This window comes from Pseudomonas ogarae, assembly GCF_014268695.2.
Lineage (GTDB): Bacteria > Pseudomonadota > Gammaproteobacteria > Pseudomonadales > Pseudomonadaceae > Aquipseudomonas > Aquipseudomonas kilonensis.
This window is the reverse complement of sequence record NZ_CP077086.1, coordinates 1,313,989-1,332,836: the sequence shown is the minus strand read 5'-3', so window position 1 is coordinate 1,332,836 and position 18,848 is coordinate 1,313,989. Positions and strand designations below refer to the sequence as shown.

The 18,848-nt window shown below is 62.0% G+C and carries 19 protein-coding genes, 1 pseudogene and 1 riboswitch; of the genes and pseudogenes, 7 read left to right on the top strand and 13 right to left on the bottom strand.

All coding sequences use genetic code 11. From position 1 onward, the window contains the following. Nucleotides 1-82 precede the first annotated feature (82 nt). Both HU749_RS05655 and HU749_RS05650 read right to left on the bottom strand, forming a co-directional pair. Nucleotides 83-1,765 (bottom strand): fatty acid--CoA ligase, encoded by a 1,683-nt coding sequence (locus tag HU749_RS05655; RefSeq protein WP_014336652.1) that lies wholly within the window; start codon nt 1,763-1,765, stop codon nt 83-85. Between the two features lie 168 nt (nt 1,766-1,933). After that, nucleotides 1,934-2,563, bottom strand: a complete 630-nt coding sequence (locus HU749_RS05650; RefSeq protein WP_046063862.1) for a LysE family translocator — start codon at nt 2,561-2,563, stop codon at nt 1,934-1,936. A 206-nt stretch (nt 2,564-2,769) separates the two neighbouring features. On the opposite strand from HU749_RS05650, the gene HU749_RS05645 reads away from it, so the two are divergent. The 3 genes from HU749_RS05645 to HU749_RS05635 all read left to right on the top strand — a co-directional run bounded on the left by HU749_RS05645 (nt 2,770) and on the right by HU749_RS05635 (nt 5,612). Then, nucleotides 2,770-3,735, top strand: coding sequence for a 2-hydroxyacid dehydrogenase (locus HU749_RS05645; RefSeq protein WP_186650101.1), 966 nt, complete (start codon nt 2,770-2,772; stop codon nt 3,733-3,735). Nucleotides 3,736-3,768: 33 nt separating this feature from the next. After that, nucleotides 3,769-4,767, top strand: coding sequence for a methyltransferase (locus HU749_RS05640; RefSeq protein ID WP_058543355.1), 999 nt, complete (start codon nt 3,769-3,771; stop codon nt 4,765-4,767). Nucleotides 4,768-4,816: 49 nt separating this feature from the next. Next, nucleotides 4,817-4,939, top strand: a riboswitch (yybP-ykoY riboswitch). Between the two features lie 88 nt (nt 4,940-5,027). Beyond that, nucleotides 5,028-5,612 (top strand): TMEM165/GDT1 family protein, encoded by a 585-nt coding sequence (locus HU749_RS05635; RefSeq protein ID WP_014336648.1) that lies wholly within the window; start codon nt 5,028-5,030, stop codon nt 5,610-5,612. 126 nt (nt 5,613-5,738) lie between these two features. On the opposite strand, the gene HU749_RS05630 is transcribed toward HU749_RS05635, so the two are convergent. Then, complete coding sequence (locus HU749_RS05630) at nt 5,739-6,554, bottom strand: M48 family metallopeptidase (protein ID WP_079302650.1); 816 nt, start codon at nt 6,552-6,554, stop codon at nt 5,739-5,741. A 219-nt stretch (nt 6,555-6,773) separates the two neighbouring features. Between HU749_RS05630 and HU749_RS29565 the strand changes: the two are divergent. Both HU749_RS29565 and HU749_RS29560 read left to right on the top strand, forming a co-directional pair. Beyond that, nucleotides 6,774-8,054: pseudogene (locus tag HU749_RS29565) on the top strand (methyl-accepting chemotaxis protein); the annotation flags it as partial. 15 nt (nt 8,055-8,069) lie between these two features. Further along, complete coding sequence (locus HU749_RS29560; RefSeq protein WP_373557688.1) at nt 8,070-8,912, top strand: methyl-accepting chemotaxis protein; 843 nt, start codon at nt 8,070-8,072, stop codon at nt 8,910-8,912. 184 nt (nt 8,913-9,096) lie between these two features. On the opposite strand, the gene hisC is transcribed toward HU749_RS29560, so the two are convergent. The 10 genes from hisC to HU749_RS05575 all read right to left on the bottom strand — a co-directional run bounded on the left by hisC (nt 9,097) and on the right by HU749_RS05575 (nt 17,072). Further along, nucleotides 9,097-10,149 (bottom strand): histidinol-phosphate transaminase, encoded by a 1,053-nt coding sequence (gene hisC, locus HU749_RS05620; protein ID WP_079302652.1) that lies wholly within the window; start codon nt 10,147-10,149, stop codon nt 9,097-9,099. Between the two features lies 1 nt (nt 10,150). After that, nucleotides 10,151-11,488, bottom strand: a complete 1,338-nt coding sequence (gene hisD, locus HU749_RS05615; protein WP_018614029.1) for a histidinol dehydrogenase — start codon at nt 11,486-11,488, stop codon at nt 10,151-10,153. Between the two features lie 123 nt (nt 11,489-11,611). Next, a complete protein-coding gene (gene hisG / locus HU749_RS05610) occupies nt 11,612-12,247 on the bottom strand; it encodes an ATP phosphoribosyltransferase (protein WP_003197870.1) in 636 nt (211 codons plus the stop codon). A 129-nt stretch (nt 12,248-12,376) separates the two neighbouring features. Beyond that, the gene (gene murA, locus HU749_RS05605; protein ID WP_003197868.1) at nt 12,377-13,642 is read right to left on the bottom strand and encodes a UDP-N-acetylglucosamine 1-carboxyvinyltransferase; all 1,266 of its coding nucleotides are present in this window, start codon (nt 13,640-13,642) and stop codon (nt 12,377-12,379) included. A 22-nt stretch (nt 13,643-13,664) separates the two neighbouring features. After that, entirely contained in the window at nt 13,665-13,904 is a 240-nt protein-coding gene (locus tag HU749_RS05600; protein WP_024618940.1) for a BolA family protein, read from the bottom strand. 115 nt (nt 13,905-14,019) lie between these two features. Further along, nucleotides 14,020-14,325 (bottom strand): STAS domain-containing protein, encoded by a 306-nt coding sequence (locus tag HU749_RS05595; protein WP_079303433.1) that lies wholly within the window; start codon nt 14,323-14,325, stop codon nt 14,020-14,022. An 8-nt stretch (nt 14,326-14,333) separates the two neighbouring features. Then, nucleotides 14,334-14,987, bottom strand: coding sequence for an MlaC/ttg2D family ABC transporter substrate-binding protein (locus HU749_RS05590; protein WP_079302653.1), 654 nt, complete (start codon nt 14,985-14,987; stop codon nt 14,334-14,336). A gap of 11 nt (nt 14,988-14,998) precedes the next feature. Then, nucleotides 14,999-15,466, bottom strand: coding sequence for an outer membrane lipid asymmetry maintenance protein MlaD (mlaD, locus tag HU749_RS05585; RefSeq protein WP_018614017.1), 468 nt, complete (start codon nt 15,464-15,466; stop codon nt 14,999-15,001). Further along, a complete protein-coding gene (gene mlaE, locus HU749_RS05580; RefSeq protein WP_079302654.1) occupies nt 15,466-16,263 on the bottom strand; it encodes a lipid asymmetry maintenance ABC transporter permease subunit MlaE in 798 nt (265 codons plus the stop codon). Before mlaE ends, mlaD begins: the two co-directional genes overlap by 1 nt. Next, entirely contained in the window at nt 16,263-17,072 is an 810-nt protein-coding gene (locus HU749_RS05575) for an ATP-binding cassette domain-containing protein (protein ID WP_079302655.1), read from the bottom strand. The genes mlaE and HU749_RS05575 overlap by 1 nt, the downstream gene beginning before the upstream one ends. A gap of 274 nt (nt 17,073-17,346) precedes the next feature. Here HU749_RS05575 and HU749_RS05570 point away from each other — a divergent pair, with 274 nt between their 5' ends. Together HU749_RS05570 and HU749_RS05565 are read left to right on the top strand one after the other, a co-directional pair. Next, a complete protein-coding gene (locus tag HU749_RS05570) occupies nt 17,347-18,321 on the top strand; it encodes a KpsF/GutQ family sugar-phosphate isomerase (protein WP_095963077.1) in 975 nt (324 codons plus the stop codon). Continuing rightward, nucleotides 18,322-18,846 (top strand): KdsC family phosphatase, encoded by a 525-nt coding sequence (locus tag HU749_RS05565; protein ID WP_079302657.1) that lies wholly within the window; start codon nt 18,322-18,324, stop codon nt 18,844-18,846. It abuts the gene before it with no gap. The last annotated feature ends 2 nt before the right edge of the window (nt 18,847-18,848 follow it).

Genomic DNA, 18,848 nt, shown 5'->3' with positions numbered 1-18,848 from the left:
AGGATGGCTGAAATTTTCGGTTTGACAAGGCAAGCGCTTGCTTGGTGGGGCTGCCGTGCCCTTTCGGGCACGGCAAAAAGGCCTAAAGCGTGGACAGGAAGGTGCTGTTGTTGCTCTGCCATTCGGTGATGTCGACGCGGATGCGCTTCTTGTCGAGCTTGCCGACGCTGGTCTTGGGAATTTCCGTAACAAGGGCGATCTGGCTCGGGATCGCCCACTTGCTCAAGTGCCCCAGCTCGACGAACGGCTTGAGGTGTTCCTTGAGTTCGCGAGCCCCGAGCTGATGCCCTTCGCGAATCACCAGCAAGGCAAACGGCCGTTCCCCCCACTGCGGATCGGGAATGCCGACCACTGCTACTTCGCGTACCGCCACGTGACGGCTGATGAGGTCTTCCAGGTCCAGGGAGGAGATCCATTCGCCACCGGTCTTGATCACATCCTTGATGCGGTCACGGATGTCGATGAAGCCCATGTTATCGAGCGTGGCGACGTCACCGGTGTGCAGCCAGCCGCCAGCCCAGAGCTCGGCGCCCTTCTGCGGCTCGTTGAAATAGCCCTCGGTGAGCCACGGCGCGCGCAGCACCAGTTCGCCCTGGGTCTCGCCGTCGGCCGGCAGGAAACGTCCCTCGGTGTCAACGATCGCCGCCTCCACCAGTGGGCCCGGCACGCCGGCCTTGATCCGGTAAGTGGTGCGTTCGTCTTCGCTACCGGCCATCAGCTCATCGTTGAGGTGGGCGCAGGACACCAGCGGGCCGGTTTCCGACATGCCATAGGCGGCAGTGAGCTGGATGCCCCGGGCCTTGGCCGCTTCGTACAGGCTGCGGTTCAGGGCGCTGCCGCCGATGACGATTTTCCAGCCGCCGAAATCGGTGTCCTGGGCGCCCTTGGCGTTGAGGACCATTTGCAGAATGGTTGGCACACAATGGGAAAAGGTGACCTTTTCCTTGCGCCACAGCTGGACCAGGAATTCGGGATCGTAACGACCGGGGTAGACCTGCTTGAGCCCGAGCATGGTCGCCACGTAGGGCAGGCCCCAGGCGTGGACATGGAACATCGGCGTGATGGGCATGTACACGTCGTTGGTGCCCAGCAGCCGCACACTGTCGATGGAGCCCATGATGGTCGCCACGCCCATGGTGTGCAGCACCAGTTGCCGATGGGTGAAGTACACGCCCTTGGGGTTGCCTGTGGTGCCGGTGGTATAGAACGTGGTGGCGACGGAGTTTTCGTCGAAATCCTGGAAATCATAGGTGGGGGCGGCGGCGGCCAGCAGTTGCTCGTATTCACCCACCAGGTTCGGCAGGTCAGCGGTTTTTTCCGGCAGGTCGGTCAACAGCAGGGTCTTGTCCACCGTGGTCAGGTGCCCCGCAATCGCCTGGTACAAGCCGACGAACTCGCTGTTGACCAGCACGAAGCGGTCCTCGGCGTGGTTCATGGTGTAGAGGATCTGTTCCGGTGACAGGCGCACGTTGATGGTGTGGATCACCGCACCGATCATCGGGATCGCGAACATGCATTCCAGGTAGCGATGGCTGTCCCAGTCCATCACCGCCACGGTATCACCGGCCTTGACCCCCGCCTCGGTCAACACGTTGGCCAGGCGCGCGACCCGCTCTATCAGCGTCGGATAGCTGTAGCGCAACTGGTCACGGTAGATGATCTCGCGGGTTTTCTCGTAACGCGTGCCGGACATCAGCAGCCGCTTGATCAGCAGCGGGTATTGATAAGCGCCTTCGGCTGGAGGAATAACGCGAGTCTGCAACATAAGAGTCCCTTTTCTGACTGCACGGTCTTGGCTGGAAGTAAGCACTCTAGAGCGCTTATACACCGATCAAATCAGCCAAAGGAATGATTTGATCAGCGCGCCAATACTAGCCTTGAGCCATCCTCCGGGACCTGCGCGCCCCTGCAGGAGCTCCCACACAGAGCGGGATCAGTGCGCCTCGGTAAACGCCAGCTTCACCCCAATGGCGACGAGCACCGCGCCCATGGTCCGGTCGAACCAGTGGCCCATGCGCGCAAAACCGGCGCGCACCCGCTGTTGGCTGAACAGCAGCGCCACCAGGCAGAACCAGGCGGCCGTCGCAACCGCCAGGTACACGCCGTAACCGGCCTGAACGGCCAACGGTGTGTGCGGGTTGATCACCACGGTGAACAGCGACAGGAAAAACAGTGTCGCCTTGGGGTTCAGGCCGTTGGTGACAAAGCCCGAGGTGAACGCGCCACGGGCGGTACGCTCACCGGCCTCCTTGTGCAGGTTGTCCTCGCTGGGCTTGGCCGGCTGTGCCCGCAGTGCCTTGAAGCCGATGTACAGCAGGTAGGCGGCGGCAGCCCATTTCAGCGCGTTGAACAGCACGATCGATTGCGACACGATCAGGCCGATACCCAACAGCGAATACCCCACGTGCAGGAAAATCGCCGTGCCGACGCCCAGCGCCGTCCAGGTCCCGGCGCGCCGGCCATGGGTCACGCTTTCACGCACCACCACGGCAAAATCCGGCCCGGGGCTGGCAACGGCCAGCAGGTGGATCAGGGCGACGGTGAGGAATTCGGTGAGGTACATGGTGGAGCTCCTTGGCTAACGCAATCTCAAAACAAACATCAACTGTGTAATGAGGGGGCTGTGTGGGAGCAAAGCTTGCTCGCGAAACGGGCGACTCGATTCCTGGGAGACCGCATCGTCGATGTCGCGAGCAAGCTTTGCTCCCACAGACATCTGATAGGCTCGCCACATTACGCCTTCGGTTCTTGACATAAAAGGTACAGCTGATGACGAACACCGCTCGTGCAGTTTTCCTCGACCACCCTTCCCTGGACCTCGGCGACCTGGACCTGGACCCGCTGCGCAGCTGCTTCAGCGACCTGCAACTGTTCGCCCGGACCACGCCGGAGCAGGTCATCGAGCGGCTCAAAGGCGCCACTGTGGCGATCACCAACAAGATCGTGATCGATGCGCAGGCCATGGCGGCCAGCCCCGAACTGAAGCTGATCCTGATCAGCGCCACCGGCACCAACAATGTCGACCTGGCCGCCGCCCGCAGCCACGGCATCACGGTGTGCAATTGCCAGGGCTACGGCACACCGTCGGTGGCCCAGCACACGATCATGCTGTTGCTGAACCTGGCAACGCGCCTGGCCGATTACCAAAAAGCGGTGGGTGAAGGTCGCTGGCAGCAGGCTTCGCAGTTCTGCCTGCTGGACTATCCGATTGTCGAACTGGAAGGCAAGACCCTGGGCTTGCTCGGCCATGGCGAACTGGGCAGTGCCGTCGGGCGGCTGGCCGAAGCCTTTGGCATGCGCGTACTGCTGGGGCAGATCCCCGGGCGCCCAGCCCGCCCCGACCGCTTGCCGCTGGAACAATTGTTGCCGCAAGTCGATGCCCTGACTCTGCACTGCCCGCTCAACGAGCACACCCGACACTTCATCGGCGCCCGCGAACTGGCACTGCTCAAGTCCGGTGCGTTCGTGGTCAACACCGCCCGTGGCGGCCTGATCGACGAACAGGCCCTGGCCGAAGCCCTGCGCAGCGGTCATTTGGGTGGCGCCGCCACCGACGTGCTCAGCGTGGAGCCGCCGGCCCAAGGCAACCCGCTGCTGGCCGGCGATATTCCACGCTTGATCGTCACACCGCACAACGCCTGGGGCAGCCGCGAGGCGCGACAACGGATCGTCGGGCAAATGAGCGAAAACGCCCAGGGCTTTTTCAGCGGTACAGCGCGGCGTGTCGTCAGTTGATAAACTGCCGCACTTTTTTTCAAGGAGCAGACCATGGATCCGCGCAGTGAAGTACTGCTTCGTCAGGCCGAGTTATTCCAGGGTTCGGTCTTGCTGGCCGGCCTGCCCGCCGATGACCTGCTCGGCCGTTTGCCAGAGGCCCATGGCTGGTGCTGGCATGCCGGCGATCAGGCCGCGCTGGAGGCTCGCTTCCCCGAGCGCAGCCACTTTGGCGTGAACGTACCCGAGCGCGGGTTCGACACGGCCGTGGTGTTCCTGCCCAAGGCCAAGGACCTGACCGACTACATCCTCAATGCCGTGGCGGCGCGCCTGGCCGGGCGCGAGGTGTACCTGGTGGGGGAAAAACGCAGCGGCATCGAAGGCGCGTCCAAGCAGCTCAACCCGTTCGGCAAGCCACGCAAGCTCGACAGTGCGCGGCATTGCCAACTGTGGCAGGTCACCGTCGCCAACGCGCCCGAGGCCACGCCGCTGGAAAGCCTGGCCCAGACCTACGAATTGCCCCTGGCCGAAGGCCCATTGAAAGTCATCAGCCTGCCGGGGGTGTTCAGCCATGGTCGCCTGGACCGCGGCAGTGCGCTGCTGTTGGAACACCTGGATAAACTGCCCAGCGGGCATTTGCTCGACTTCGGCTGCGGTGCCGGGGTGCTGGGGGCGGTGGTCAAGCGGCGCTATCCGCACAACACCGTCACCCTGTTGGACGTGGACGCATTCGCCGCCGCCAGCAGTCGCCTGACCCTGGCCGCCAACGGCCTGGAGGCCGAGGTGCTGACCGGTGACGGCATCGACGCCGCGCCGATGGGCTTGAGCGCGATCCTGAGCAACCCGCCGTTCCATGTCGGCGTGCACACCGATTACCACGCCACGGAAAACCTGTTGCGAAAAGCAGCCAAACATCTGAAAAACGGCGGCGAACTGCGGCTGGTTGCCAATAGCTTCCTCAAGTATCAGCCACTGATCGAGGAGCATTTGGGCGTCTGCGCCATCAAGGCCGAAGGCCAGGGCTTTCGCATCTACCGGGCCAAGCGCGGTTGAAATCTTTTAGGCAACAGCACTTGCTCAATCGGATTTGCCTAGGCAGAATCCGCTCCGTCCTAGGGGAGTAGTCTCCCGCGAGCGCCATGCTCGCCCGGCATACGTCAACATACTTGGTCAGCAGACCATGGCGTATGCGGCCCAAGCGTCCACGCAGATGGTCGCTGGGTTTGACAAGACCTATGACACGCACACCTTACCCGGGGCGGGAAGGCTGTACGTGTCATAGCCGTGTCGACCCGCCCCTTTAGGAATCCCTGATGCTGGACTCACTCCTGGTACCTACCGCTATCGTTGCGCTGGCCGAAATCGGCGACAAGACGCAATTGCTCGCGCTCATCCTGGCGGCTCGCTTTCGCAAACCCTGGCCGATCATCGCCGGCATCGTTGCCGCAACACTCGCCAACCACGCAGCCGCCGGGGCGGTAGGGGCCTGGGTCAGCGGATTTTTCTCCAATGCGGTGTTGCACTGGATACTGGCGGCAAGCTTCACGGCCACGGCGCTGTGGACCCTGGTCCCGGACAAACTGGACGATGAGGAAGCGAACACGGCCCGCAAGTTCGGCCCGTTCCTGACCACGCTGATTGCGTTCTTCCTGGCGGAAATCGGCGACAAGACGCAGATCGCCACGGTGATGCTCGCCGCGCAATACCCGGAGTTGTGGTTGGTGATCATCGGCACCACCGTGGGCATGTTGATTGCCAACGTGCCGGTGGTCCTGGCGGGCAATTTCGCCGCCGAGAAACTGCCCCTGACCCTGATCCGCCGCCTGGCCGCCTCGGCATTCTTCGTCCTGGCGATCGTGGCGGTGTACAAGGCGATGCAGAGTAGTGGGTGGGTTTGACCCTGTGTCACACCTTGGGCAGAGGATAGCTGTGGGAGCATAGCTTGCTCGCGATAAACGATGACGCGGTCTGATTGACGTCTGCGTCGCCCCTGTCGCGAGCAAGCTTTGCTCCCACAGTGAAGCTTACTTCTTGGCCTGCTGATAAAGCGGCATCACCTTCGGAATCGCCGCCTGCAACGAAGCGATACGGCTGCCCGACGACGGGTGGGTGCTCATGAATTCCGGTGGCGCGCCTTCCGAGGCCTTGGCCATCTTGTTCCACAAGGTGATCGCCGCGTTCGGGTCGTAGCCGGCGCGGGCGGCCAGTTCGAGGCCGATCAGGTCGGCTTCGTTCTCGTTGCCGCGGCTATTGGGCAAGGTCATGCCGTAGTTGGCGACGGTGTCGGCCAATGCCAGGCTGTCCTGGCCGAGGCCGAACAAGGCGCCAGCGCCCTGCTTCGCCATCTCGATGCCATAGGCCTTGGACATCGCTTCGCGCCCGTGCTCGCGCAGGGCGTGGGCGATTTCGTGGCCCATGATCGCGGCAATTTCAGCGTCGGTCAGTTTCAACTGGTCGATCAGCCCGGTGTAGAACATGATCTTGCCGCCAGGACCGCAATTGGCGTTGAGCTCATCGCTCTTGATCAGGTTCACTTCCCAGTTCCACTGAGCCGAATCCGGGCGGAACACAGGCGCCTGGGCGATCAAGCGGTCGGCAATGACCTGGATGCGCTTGGCATCGTTGCTGGTCTTGTCCAGCGCGCCCTGGGCTTTCGCCTCACCCATGGTTTTCTGATAGGACTGGGCGTACATCTGGTTGACCTCAGCGGTCGACAGCATGCTGAACATGTACTGCTTGCGCTCCACGCCCACGGCTCCGCCGCTGGTGGTATTGACCGACTGGCAACCGGTGAGCAGCAGAGCCGCGCTCAGAGCACTCACCATCAATGTCTTGTTCATGTAAAAGAAGCTCCCTGGAAACGTGGGCGTATCCTAGGCCTTGATTTGTATCGGCGCCAGATACATAACGAAGGATTACAGGTTTTTTCGGACAGACCCCACCCAGTCCATTTACGACACCCACGCAGCTAAAACAGTCACCCGACGAACAGCGCCTCATGCCGCGCCACAGAAACGCCGATAACGGCTCCAGACGTCATTTCCGCGTCCGGAGCCTTTATGAAATTCAGATCGATCCAGTTTTCCGTGGCCGCCCTGGCCGGTGCCATCGTGCTCAGCGTGGTGGGCGCCCTGGTGCTGTACGCGCTGTTTGCCGGCGCGCGCACCCAGGACATGGTGCAACAGCGGACCAAGGCGCAGTTCGAACAACTCATCGAACAACGCCTCACTGCCCTGGCCCGCACCCAGGCCAGCCTGATCCAGCGGGAACTGGAAGCACCGTTGCTGCTCGCCCGTGGCCTGGCCACCAGCAACGCCTTGATGGGCATGAACGGCACGGACGGCAACCCGCAACTGAAGGTGCCCCGCGAGCAAATGATCAGCCTGTTGCGCGAAACCGTGGTGCGCAACCCGAAGATCCTCGGTGCCTACATCGCCTGGGAGCCGAACGCCATCGACCATGACGACGCCAACTATGTGAACAGCCAGGTGGTGGGCATGGAAACCAACGGGCGTTTCCTGCCGTGGTGGTTCCGTAACCAGGACGGCTCCCTGGGCCTGGAAAAACTCGCCGACGTAACCGACCAGAAACTACTCTCCACCGGCATCCGCGCCAGTGAGTACTACCTGTGCTCCCAGGACAGCAAGAAAGCCTGCGTGATCGACCCGGCGCCCTATCGCGTTGGCAGCACGATGACCATGCTCGCCTCGTTCATCGAACCGGTCATGATCGATGGCAAGTTCCAGGGCATCGTTGGCGCTGACCTGTCGGTGAACTTCATCCAGGACATGCTCGTGGCCGCCGATGGCAAGTTGTACGACGGCGCCGGGGAAATGGCCTTGCTCTCCAGCAACAACCGACTGGTGGCCTTCACCAAGGACCCGAGCAAACTCGGGGAAAAGGCCAGCGACCTGCTGGACGCCAGTGCACTGGATAACCTCGCCAAGCTGGGCGTCGGCGAAGTGCGCTACGACATCGACGAAGCACATGGGCATATCGAGGTGTACATGCCGTTCGGCATCGGCGAGACCAACGCCCGCTGGACGCTGATGCTGCAACTGCCCCTGAATGCGGTCATGGCCGACCTGCAAGCGTTGCAGCAAGACCTCGACCATCAGCGCCAGGCCGATATCTTCGGCATGGCGATAGTGGGCCTGGTGATTGCCGGCATCGGCCTGCTGGTGATCTGGCTGGTGGGCCACGGCATTGCCCGACCGCTCAAGCAAATGGTGGCGATGCTCGATGACATCGCCCAGGGCGAAGGCGACTTGACCCGTCGCCTGGTCAGCGACCGCGCCGATGAACTGGGGGCGATCGCCAGGGGCTTCAATACCTTCCTGAGCAAGTTGCAGGGCATGATCACCCAGGTGGTGACCTCGGTGCAGAGCGTCAGCGATTCGTCGGAGCACACCGCCGATATCGCGATCCGCACCAACCAGGGCGTGCACAAGCAGATGTCGGAGATCGATCAGGTCGCCACTGCCGTGCACGAAATGACCGCCACCGCCCAGGACGTGGCCCGTAACGCGACCCAAGCCGCCCAAGCCGCCAGCCATGCAGACCAGGCTGCCAGCCAGGGCATGCAGATCGTGCGGGACACTTCCACCTCCATTGGTGCCCTGGCCGTGGAAATCGGCAAGGCGGTGGGTGTGGTGCAGACCCTGGCCAAGGACAGCGAGAACATCAACGCGATCCTCACCGCCATCCGCGGGATCGCCGAGCAGACCAACCTGCTGGCCCTCAACGCGGCCATCGAAGCCGCCCGAGCCGGTGAACAGGGCCGTGGTTTCGCGGTAGTCGCTGATGAAGTACGCAACCTGGCGCAGAAGACGCAACAGGCCACCGAAGAAATCCAGACGATGATCCAACAGTTGCAACAAGGCACCCGGGACGTGGTGCGGGTGATGGAAGACAGCCAGAACCGCACCGACGAAAGCGTGCAGCATGCGGCGAAAGCGGCCCAGGCCCTGGAGACGATCACCCAGGCCGTGTCGGTGATCAACGACATGAACACCCAAATCGCCAGCGCTGCCGAGGAGCAAAGCGCCGTAGCCGATGACATCAACCGTAACGTGATCAACATCGGGCAAGTGGCGAATGAAGTCGCCAGCGGCGCCGACGAGTCCAGCGCGGCCAGCGCCGGGTTGACCAAACTGGCGGAGCAGCAGCGGCGGTTGATCAATCAGTTCAGGGTCTGATCCAAAGACCCTATCGCGAGCAGGCTCGCTCCCACAGGGGATGGGCGATGGCATGCCGATTTGTGAACGCAGCAGAACAACTGTGGGAGCAAAGCTTGCTCGCGATGGCGTCGTCACGGACAACGAAACCGCTATCGCGAGCAAGCTTTGCTCCCACAGACTCTCACAGGTTCAATGCAAGGCTTTAGAGTTCGCCGAGGGCTTCGATCAGGGCCTGGTTCTGCTCCGGGGTACCGATGCTGATCCGCAGGAATTGGGCAATCCGCTCCTGCTTGAAGTGCCGCACGATCACACCCTGCTCCCGCAGTTTCGCCGCCAAGCCTGCCGCATCGTGCCGGGGGTGGCGGGCGAAGATGAAGTTGGCCGCCGAGGGCAGCACTTCAAAACCCTTGGCTTGCAGTTGGGCCACGACCCATTCACGGTGCTCGATGACCAACTGGCAGGTCCGGTCGAAATGCTCGCGATCATCGAACGCCGCCGCGCCGCCGACATTCGCCAGGCGATCCAGCGGGTAGGAGTTGAAGCTGTTCTTGATCCGCTCCAGCGCTTCGATCAGGTCCGGATGGCCCACCGCCAGGCCCACGCGCAGCCCCGCCAGGGAGCGGGACTTGGACAGGGTCTGGGTCACCAGCAGGTTCGGATAGCGATCCACCAGGCTGATGGCCGTCTCGCCGCCGAAGTCGATATAGGCCTCGTCGACCACCACCACCGAATCCGGGCTGGCCTTGAGGATCTGCTCGACCGCTTCCAGCGCCAGCAGGCAGCCGGTCGGCGCGTTCGGGTTGGGAAAAATGATCCCGCCATTGGGTTTGGCGTAGTCCGCCGGGTCGATCTGGAACTGTGCATCCAGCGGCACCGCATCGAACTGGATGCCGTACAGCCCGCAATACACTGGATAGAAGCTGTAGCTGATGTCCGGGAACAATAGCGGCTGGTCGTGCTGCAACAGGCCGTGAAAAATGTGCGCCAGCACTTCATCCGAGCCATTACCCAGGAACACCTGGTTGTTCTGCACGCCGTAGTACCGAGCCACGGCGCCTTTCAGTAGATCGCTGTTGGGATCCGGATACAGGCGCAGGTTATCGTTCAGCTCGGTCTGCATCGCCGCCAGGGCCTTGGGCGATGGGCCGTAGGGGTTCTCGTTGGTGTTGAGCTTGACCAACCGGGTCAGCTTCGGCTGTTCACCCGGCACGTAGGGCACCAGGTTCTTGACGAACGGGCTCCAGAATTTACTCATTTCAGTTCCCCTGCCCTTCAATGGATGACTCGTCAAGAATGCGGTACTCGGCACTGCGCGCGTGGGCGCTCAGCGATTCGCCACGGGCCAGCACCGAAGCGGTCTTGCCCAGTTCGGATGCGCCCTGCTCGGAGCAGAAGATGATCGACGAGCGTTTCTGGAAGTCATACACCCCCAGCGGCGACGAGAAGCGCGCGGTACCGGAAGTCGGCAACACGTGGTTGGGACCAGCGCAGTAATCACCCAGGGCCTCACTGGTGTGGCGCCCCATGAAGATCGCACCGGCGTGACGGATCTGCGGCAACCAGGCCTGCGGGTCGGCGACCGACAATTCCAGGTGTTCCGGCGCGATACGGTTGGCGACTTCGATGGCCTGCTCCATGTCGCGGACCTTGATCAACGCACCACGACCGTTGATCGAGGTGTTGATGATCTCGGCGCGGTCCATGGTCGGCAGCAGCTTGTCGATGCTGGCGGCGACCTTGTCGAGGAACTCGGCGTCCGGGCTGACCAGGATCGCCTGGGCGTCTTCGTCGTGCTCGGCCTGGGAAAACAGGTCCATGGCGATCCAGTCCGGATCGGTCTGGCCGTCGCACACCACGAGAATTTCCGAAGGGCCGGCGATCATGTCGATGCCGACCTGGCCAAACACATGGCGCTTGGCGGTGGCGACATAGATATTGCCCGGCCCGACCACCTTGTCGACCCGCGGCACGCTTTCGGTGCCATAGGCCAGCGCAGCCACGGCCTGGGCACCGCCGATGGTGAACACCCGGTCCACGCCAGCGATGCAGGCGGCGGCCAGCACCAGTTCGTTGATTTCACCGCGCGGGGTCGGGACAACCATGACCACTTCGGTCACGCCGGCGACCTTGGCCGGGATGGCGTTCATCAGCACCGAAGACGGATAGGACGCCTTGCCACCCGGCACGTACAGGCCGGCGCGGTCCAGCGGCGTGACCTTCTGGCCCAGCACCGTGCCGTCGGCTTCGGTGTAGCTCCAGGAGTCCTGTTTCTGCCGTTCGTGATAGTCGCGCACCCGGGACGCGGCCTTTTCCAGGGCTTCGCGCTGGGGCACGGTGATCCGGGTCAGGGCCAGTTCCAGGCGCTCGCGCGGCAGGATCAGGTCGGCCATGGACGCCACTTGCAGGCCGTCGAACTTCTGGGTGAATTCCACCAAGGCGGCATCGCCACGCTCGCGCACGGCCTTGATGATGTCCAGCACCCGCTGATTGACCGAGTCGTCAGACACACTTTCCCAGCTCAGCAGATGATCCAGATGATGTGCGAAATCCGGGTCGGCAGCATTGAGTCGGCGAATCGAAGTGGGAGCGGTCATAGCGAGGGCCTCATTAATGGCAAATGCTCAGGCGCCCTAAGCTACCAGTCCATTCGCGTGGGCACCTGAGAAAATTGGCTATGACACGGATAGACGGGCGCGACTCAAGGTCGCGCAGGTGAATCAGCCGCGGTGTCGCGATTCCACTGCCTTGCGCAGGGTATCGATCAGAGCCTGGATACGGGCGTGCTGCATTTTCATCGAAGCCTTGTTGACGATCAGCCGGGAGGTGATGTCAGCGATGAAGTCCTGGGGTTCCAGACCGTTGGCCCGCAGGGTATTGCCGGTGTCGACCACGTCGATGATCTTGTCCGCCAGGCCGATCAGCGGCGCCAGCTCCATCGAACCGTACAACTTGATGATATCGACCTGACGGCCCTGCTCGGCGTAGTAACGCTTGGCAATGTTGACGAACTTGGTCGCCACGCGTAAACGCCCCTTGGGCTCCGGCGCGCCGACTTTACCGGCGGTCATCAGCTTGCAGCGGGCGATCTGCAGGTCCAGGGGCTCGTACAGGCCCTGGCCACCGTATTCCATCAGCACGTCCTTGCCGGCAACGCCCAGGTCGGCGGCGCCATGTTCCACGTAGGTCGGCACATCGGTGGCACGCACGATCAGCAAGCGCACGTCGGCCTGGGTCGTGGGAATGATCAGCTTGCGGCTCTTGTCCGGATTCTCGGTCGGCACGATGCCCGCTTCAGCCAGAAGCGGCAGGGTGTCGTCAAGGATGCGGCCCTTGGACAGTGCGATGGTCAACATGGGAAACGTCAGTCCTTATCAAGGTACTCATGCCCGGTCGCAAGCGGCGCCGGACACACATCGAGGGTGCAAACACCCTCGACCTGAAACGAAATCAACGGGCACGTCCCTGCGCCCATGCAGCCGGAACTAGCCCGGTACGCGGCGGATCTTGGCGCCGAGCATCTGCAGCTTTTCTTCGATGCACTCGTAGCCACGGTCGATGTGGTAGATGCGGTCGATCAGGGTATCGCCTTCGGCAACCAGGGCCGAGATCACCAGGCTGGCCGAAGCCCGCAGGTCGGTAGCCATCACTGGCGCGCCCTTGAGCTTCTCGGTGCCGGTGACGATAGCCGTGTTGCCTTCGACCTGGATCTTGGCGCCCATGCGGTGCAGCTCGTAGACGTGCATGAAGCGGTTTTCGAAGATCGTCTCGATCACAGCACCGGTGCCTTCGGCAATGGCGTTGAGGGAGATGAACTGCGCCTGCATGTCGGTCGGGAACGCCGGGTACGGAGCGGTCCGCACGTTGACGGCTTTTGGCCGCTTGCCGTGCATGTTCACTTCGATCCAGTCTTCGCCGCAGGTGACTTCGGCACCGGCTTCCTTGAGTTTTTCCAGGACGGCTTCAAGGATGGTCGGATCGGTGTCCTTGACCTTGACGCGACCACCGGTGACGGCAGCGGCGACCAGATAAGTGCCGGTTTCGATCCGGTCCGGCATCACTTTGTAGGTGGCCGAATGCAGGCGTTCAACACCGTCGATGGTGATGGTGTCGGTGCCAGCGCCGCTGATCTTGGCACCCATGGCGATCAGGAAGTTCGCCAGGTCGACCACTTCAGGCTCGCGCGCGGCGTTTTGCAGCACGCTGCGGCCCTTGGCCAGTGCGGCGGCCATCATGATGTTCTCGGTACCGGTCACGCTGACGGTATCGAAGAAGAAGTGCGCGCCGCGCAAGCCGCCTTCCGGCGCCTTGGCCTTGATGTAGCCGCCTTCGACGTCGATCACCGCACCCATGGCTTCCAGGCCGCGAATGTGCAGGTCCACCGGACGCGAGCCAATGGCGCAACCGCCAGGCAAGGCGACTTCAGCTTCACCGAAACGGGCGACCATCGGGCCCAATACCAGGATCGACGCACGCATGGTTTTCACCAACTCGTACGGGGCGACCAGGGTCTTGATGGTGCGCGGGTCGATCTCGACGCTGAGCTTCTCGTCGATCACCGGCTCAATGCCCATGCGGCCGAACAGCTCGATCATCGTGGTGATGTCGTGCAGGTGCGGCAGGTTGGCCACGGTCACAGGACCATCGCACAGCAGGGTCGCGGCCAGGATCGGCAGGGCGGAGTTCTTTGCCCCGGAAATACGGATTTCGCCATCAAGACGAACGCCGCCGGTAATAATCAGTTTATCCATAAGAATCTCGAGGCCCTTGGGCTCAGGTGCGCTCGGCCCAGGCCGCGCTGCTGAAAAATTTCATCGTGACCGCGTGGATGCTGCCATCGGCGATCCATGGGTTCAAATGGGCATAGATGCTCTGCTGACGCTTCACTGGGCTCAACGTCGCCAGTTCGTCGCTGATCACGTTCAACTGGAAGTTGCAGCCTTCGCCTTCAACTTCCACCTGCGTACCAGGCAGCTTTCCTTCAAGGAAGCTCTTCACTTCTACAGCCTGCATGCTCAACCTCAATCGGCGCCCTGTGCGCGCGGGTCGCACATCATACAAAAAAGCCCCGCGCCTGCGAACCCCGCGAAGCAGGACTCTGACGGGGGGACTTTTCCAACAATGTGGGTCAGGGGTGCGCCAATAACTCGGTCAACTCGCTGACCTGGGCTATTTCGCGCATGTCTTCGGGCATCCCACGGATGCTCCACGTTTTGCCGGCCGCCTTGGCGTCCCGCATGAAGCACAGCAGCAGCGACAGCCCGACGCTGCTGGACTTCTGCACCGCCGAGCAATCAATGACCACCTCCGCGGCACTGACGGACTTGATCAGCGCCTGGCCCTGCTTGCGCAGGGCCGGACCGGTGCGGTAATCCAGCACGCCACTGAGCATCAGCACGCCAGCCTCACCCAGACGAACGGTCGACTCACTCACCGACTCGATCATTGCGCCTGCTTCTCTTTGGCTTCTTCGGTCACTTCCTTGGCCTTGGCGACTTCACCGGCCCAACCGTTGATGGTCTTGTCCAGGTCGTTGCCATTGCGCTGCATGGCATCGGCGAACTGATCGCGGAACAGCTTGCCGATGTTGATGCCATTGATGATCACGTTGCGCACCTTCCACTCGCCGTTGATTTTTTCGAGCGTGTAGGACACAGGGTAGATCGCGCCGTTGTTGCCCTTGACCTGCATGTCTACGCTGGTGCGGGTGCCGCTTTCGTCCTTGGCCGGCGAAACGGTGATGCCCTGGTTGTTGTACTCCAGCAAGGCATTGCCATAGAACTGCATCAGGCTGCGCTTGAAGTTGTCCTGGAAGCGGGTCATCTGCGCCGGGGTTGCCTTGCGCGAGTACTTGACGGTCATGATGCTCTTGGAGATGCCGTCGGCGTCGACCACGGGGCCGACGATGCCGTTCAGTGCGTCATAGAACGCGCTGGGATCCTGCTTGTATTGCTCTTTGTTGGCGGCAAGGTCCGCCAACAGCCGGGTTGTCGTGTCCTGGATGATGTCATGGGCCGAAGGCGCGGCCACGGCGTTAGCCACCAACGGCAGCGCCGCGAGCAACACCAACAGGCCACGTCGCAAGATAGAGATCATTCAAAAGCTCCTCATTTGGCGTCTTTGCTAACGGTATTGAGCAGGAATTTACCGATCAGGTCCTCGAGCACCAGGGACGACTGCGTGTCGTGGATGACGCCACCGTCCTTGAGCACGGCATCCTCCCCACCCACGCTGATGCCAATGTACTTCTCGCCCAGCAGCCCAGCCGTGAGGATAGATGCAGTGGAATCAGTCGGCAGGTTATCCACGCGTTTTTCCAACTCCAGCGTCACCCGACCGGTGAAATCCTCGCGATTCAGATCGATTGCCGTGACCTTGCCGATAGTGACACCGGCCATGGTCACCTTTGCTCTGACCGTCAAACCGGCGATATTGTCAAAGTTGGCATAAAGTTTATAAGTATCGGTGCTTGCCGTCGGCGCCAGTCCACTGACCCGCAGGGCCAGCAGCAGCAAAGCCAGGATGCCAGCCAGCAAGAAAAGGCCGACACCGATTTCCAGGGTGCGGTTTTGCATCAGAAATCTCCAAACATCAAGGCGGTCAGAATAAAGTCAAGGCCCAGGACCGCCAGTGAGGCGTACACCACGGTCTTGGTTGTGGCACGGCTGATCCCCTCTGACGTGGGCTCACAGTCATAGCCCTGGAACACGGCGATCCAGGTCACGACGAAAGCGAATACGGCACTTTTGATCACGCCATTGAGGACATCGTCGAGGAAATCGACGCTGTTTTGCATGTTGGCCCAGTAGGAACCCTCATAGACCCCCAGCCAGTCAACGGCCACCCACGAACCGCCCCAAATCCCCACGACGCTGAAAATCATTGCCAGCACCGGCAGGGAAATGAAACCGGCCCACAGGCGCGGAGCGATGATGTACTTGAGCGGGTCGACGCCGATCATTTCCAGGCTGGACAACTGCTCGGTGGACTTCATGTTACCGATTTCGGCCGTCAGCGCCGAACCGGCCCGCCCGGCGAACAGCAGCGCCGTGACCACGGGGCCGAGCTCACGCAGCAGCGTCAGCGCAACCATCTGCCCGACCGCCTGCTCCGAACCGTAGCTGGACAAAATGCTGAAGCCTTGCAGCGCCAGCACCATGCCGATGAAGATCCCGGAGACCACGATGATCACCAGGGACATCACGCCCACCGAGTGCAACTGCTTGACCAGCAGGCCAAAGCCGCCGCCCGTCGAGTTGCGACCGAGCAAGGCGTGCATCAGGAACAACGAGGAACGGCCCAGTACCGCCACCACGTCGATGCCGGAGCGGCCAAACAGGCGAATTCTTTCCAACAGTGATTTCTTGCGCATCAGCGCTTCCCCAACAGATCGGTACGGTAATCCGTGGCCGGAAAATGGAACGCCACCGGCCCGTCCGGATCACCCGTCATGAATTGGCGAATGCGCGGGTTGTCCGAGTCTGCCAGTTCCTGCGGTGTCCCCTGCCCCAGCACCTGACCATCGCCGACCACATAGATGTAGTCGGCAATGCTGGCGGTTTCGGCCAGGTCGTGGGAGACCACGATACTGGTGATGCCCAGCGCATCGTTGAGCAGGCGGATCAGGCGTACGAGCACGCCCATGGCGATCGGGTCCTGCCCGACGAAGGGTTCGTCGTACATGAGGATCTTCGGATCGAGGGCAATCGCCCGCGCCAGCGCAACCCGACGCTTCATGCCGCCGGACAGCTCGTCGGGCATCAGGTCAAGGGCGCCACGCAGCCCGACGGCCTGCAATTTGAGCAGGACGATGTCACGGATCATCTCTTCCGGCAGGTCGGTATGGACCCGCAGCGGGAACGCCACGTTCTCGAACACATCGAGATCGGTAAACAGCGCACCACTCTGGAAGAGCACGCCCATGTGCTTGCGCGCATCGAACAGGTCGCTGCGAGACAACTCGGGAAGATTCTGACCATTGACCCAGACTTCGCCGGCGCTGGGGCGCAGTTGTGCCCCCATCAGCCGAAGCAGCGTGGTCTTGCCGCACCCGGAAGGCCCCATGATGCCGGTGACCTTGCCGCGTGGAATGCGAATATCGATGTCATTGAAAATGCTGCGCGTCCCTCGCTTGAAGGACAGTCCCTTCAGCTCGACCGCGTAGGCGTTGTCGGCACTCATCTAAACTCCTTGCGATGCAGCCTCACATTCGAATGCCCTCGGCAGCCGACGAGTGCCGGTACCGCCGGGCACGCGAACCGGCGGCGAACTATATCACTGCAACAGCCAAGCTCCCAAGGCCAACGCCCCGCCCGTTAAGCCTGGCTTAAGGTAAAAAGCCACATTTTATGTCGAACCTTGCACCCCCTCGAACAAAGCATGACGAACTTACGTGAGGGAATTGTTCATTACCGCTATAATCGCCGCCTTTTCATCGGGCTATACGATTTCTGACATGAGCCAATCCAGCGACCTGATTCAATCAGCACAACGTACCATCCGCCTCGAGCTCGAAGCCGTGCAAGGCTTGCTGCCCCATATCGACGCTAATTTCGTACGCGCCTGCGAGATGATTCTGGCCAGCAAAGGCCGCGTGGTCGTGGTCGGCATGGGCAAATCCGGGCACATCGGCAACAAGATCGCCGCCACCCTCGCCAGCACCGGCACCACCGCCTTTTTCGTCCATCCGGCCGAAGCCAGCCACGGAGACATGGGCATGATCACCCGGGACGATATCATCCTGGCCCTGTCCAACTCCGGCTCCACCAATGAAATCATCACGCTGCTGCCGCTGATCAAGCGCCTGGGCATCCAGTTGATCAGCATGGCCGGTAACCCGGACTCGCCACTGGCCAAGGCCGCCGAAGTAAACCTCAATGTCCATGTCGAACACGAAGCCTGCCCGCTGAACCTGGCACCGACCTCCTCCACCACCGCCGCCCTGGTCATGGGCGACGCTCTGGCCGTGGCGCTGCTGGAAGCCCGGGGCTTTACCGCGGAAGATTTCGCCTTTTCCCATCCCGGTGGCGCCCTCGGACGTCGCCTGCTGCTGAAAGTCGAAAACGTGATGCACGCCGGCCAGGATTTGCCACAGGTGCTGCGCGGCACGCTGCTCAAAGATGCGCTAATGGAGATGACCCGCAAGGGGCTGGGCATGACAGTGGTCCTGGAGGCCGACGGCAAGCTCGCCGGGATCTTTACCGACGGCGACCTGCGCCGCACCCTGGACCGCACCATCGACATCCACAGTGCGACCATCGAGCAAGTCATGACGCCCCACGGCAAGACCGCCCGCGCCGAGATGCTCGCCGCCGAGGCCCTGAAAATCATGGAAGACCACAAGATCAGCGCCCTGGTGATCGTCGACGCCGAAGATCGTCCAGTGGGCGCCCTGAACATGCACGATTTGCTGCGTGCGGGAGTCATGTAAATGAACACAGACCTGTTGCAACGCGGCAAAGCCATCAAACTGGCCGTATTCGATGTAGACGGCGTGCTGACCGACGGCCGCCTGTACTTCCTTGAAGACGGCAGCGAGTTCAAGACGTTCAACACCCTCGACGGCCAAGGCATCAAGATGCTGATGGCCGCCGGCGTACAGACCGCTATCATCAGCGGTCGCAAGACCCCGGTGGTCGAGCGGCGCGCGAAGAACCTCGGCATCCCGCACCTTTACCAGGGGCGCGAAGACAAACTGGTGGTGCTGGACGAGCTTCTGGGTCAACTCAACCTAAGCTATGAACAGGTGGCCTACCTCGGTGACGACCTGCCAGATCTGCCGGTGATTCGCCGGGTCGGCCTGGGCATGGCCGTCGCCAACGCGGCCACCTTCGTACGCGAGCATGCCCACGGCGTCACCACGGCGCGAGGCGGCGAAGGTGCGGCCCGCGAATTCTGTGAACTGATCCTGCGCGCCCAGGGCCACCTCGAAGCGGCCAACGCCGCGTACCTGTGAGC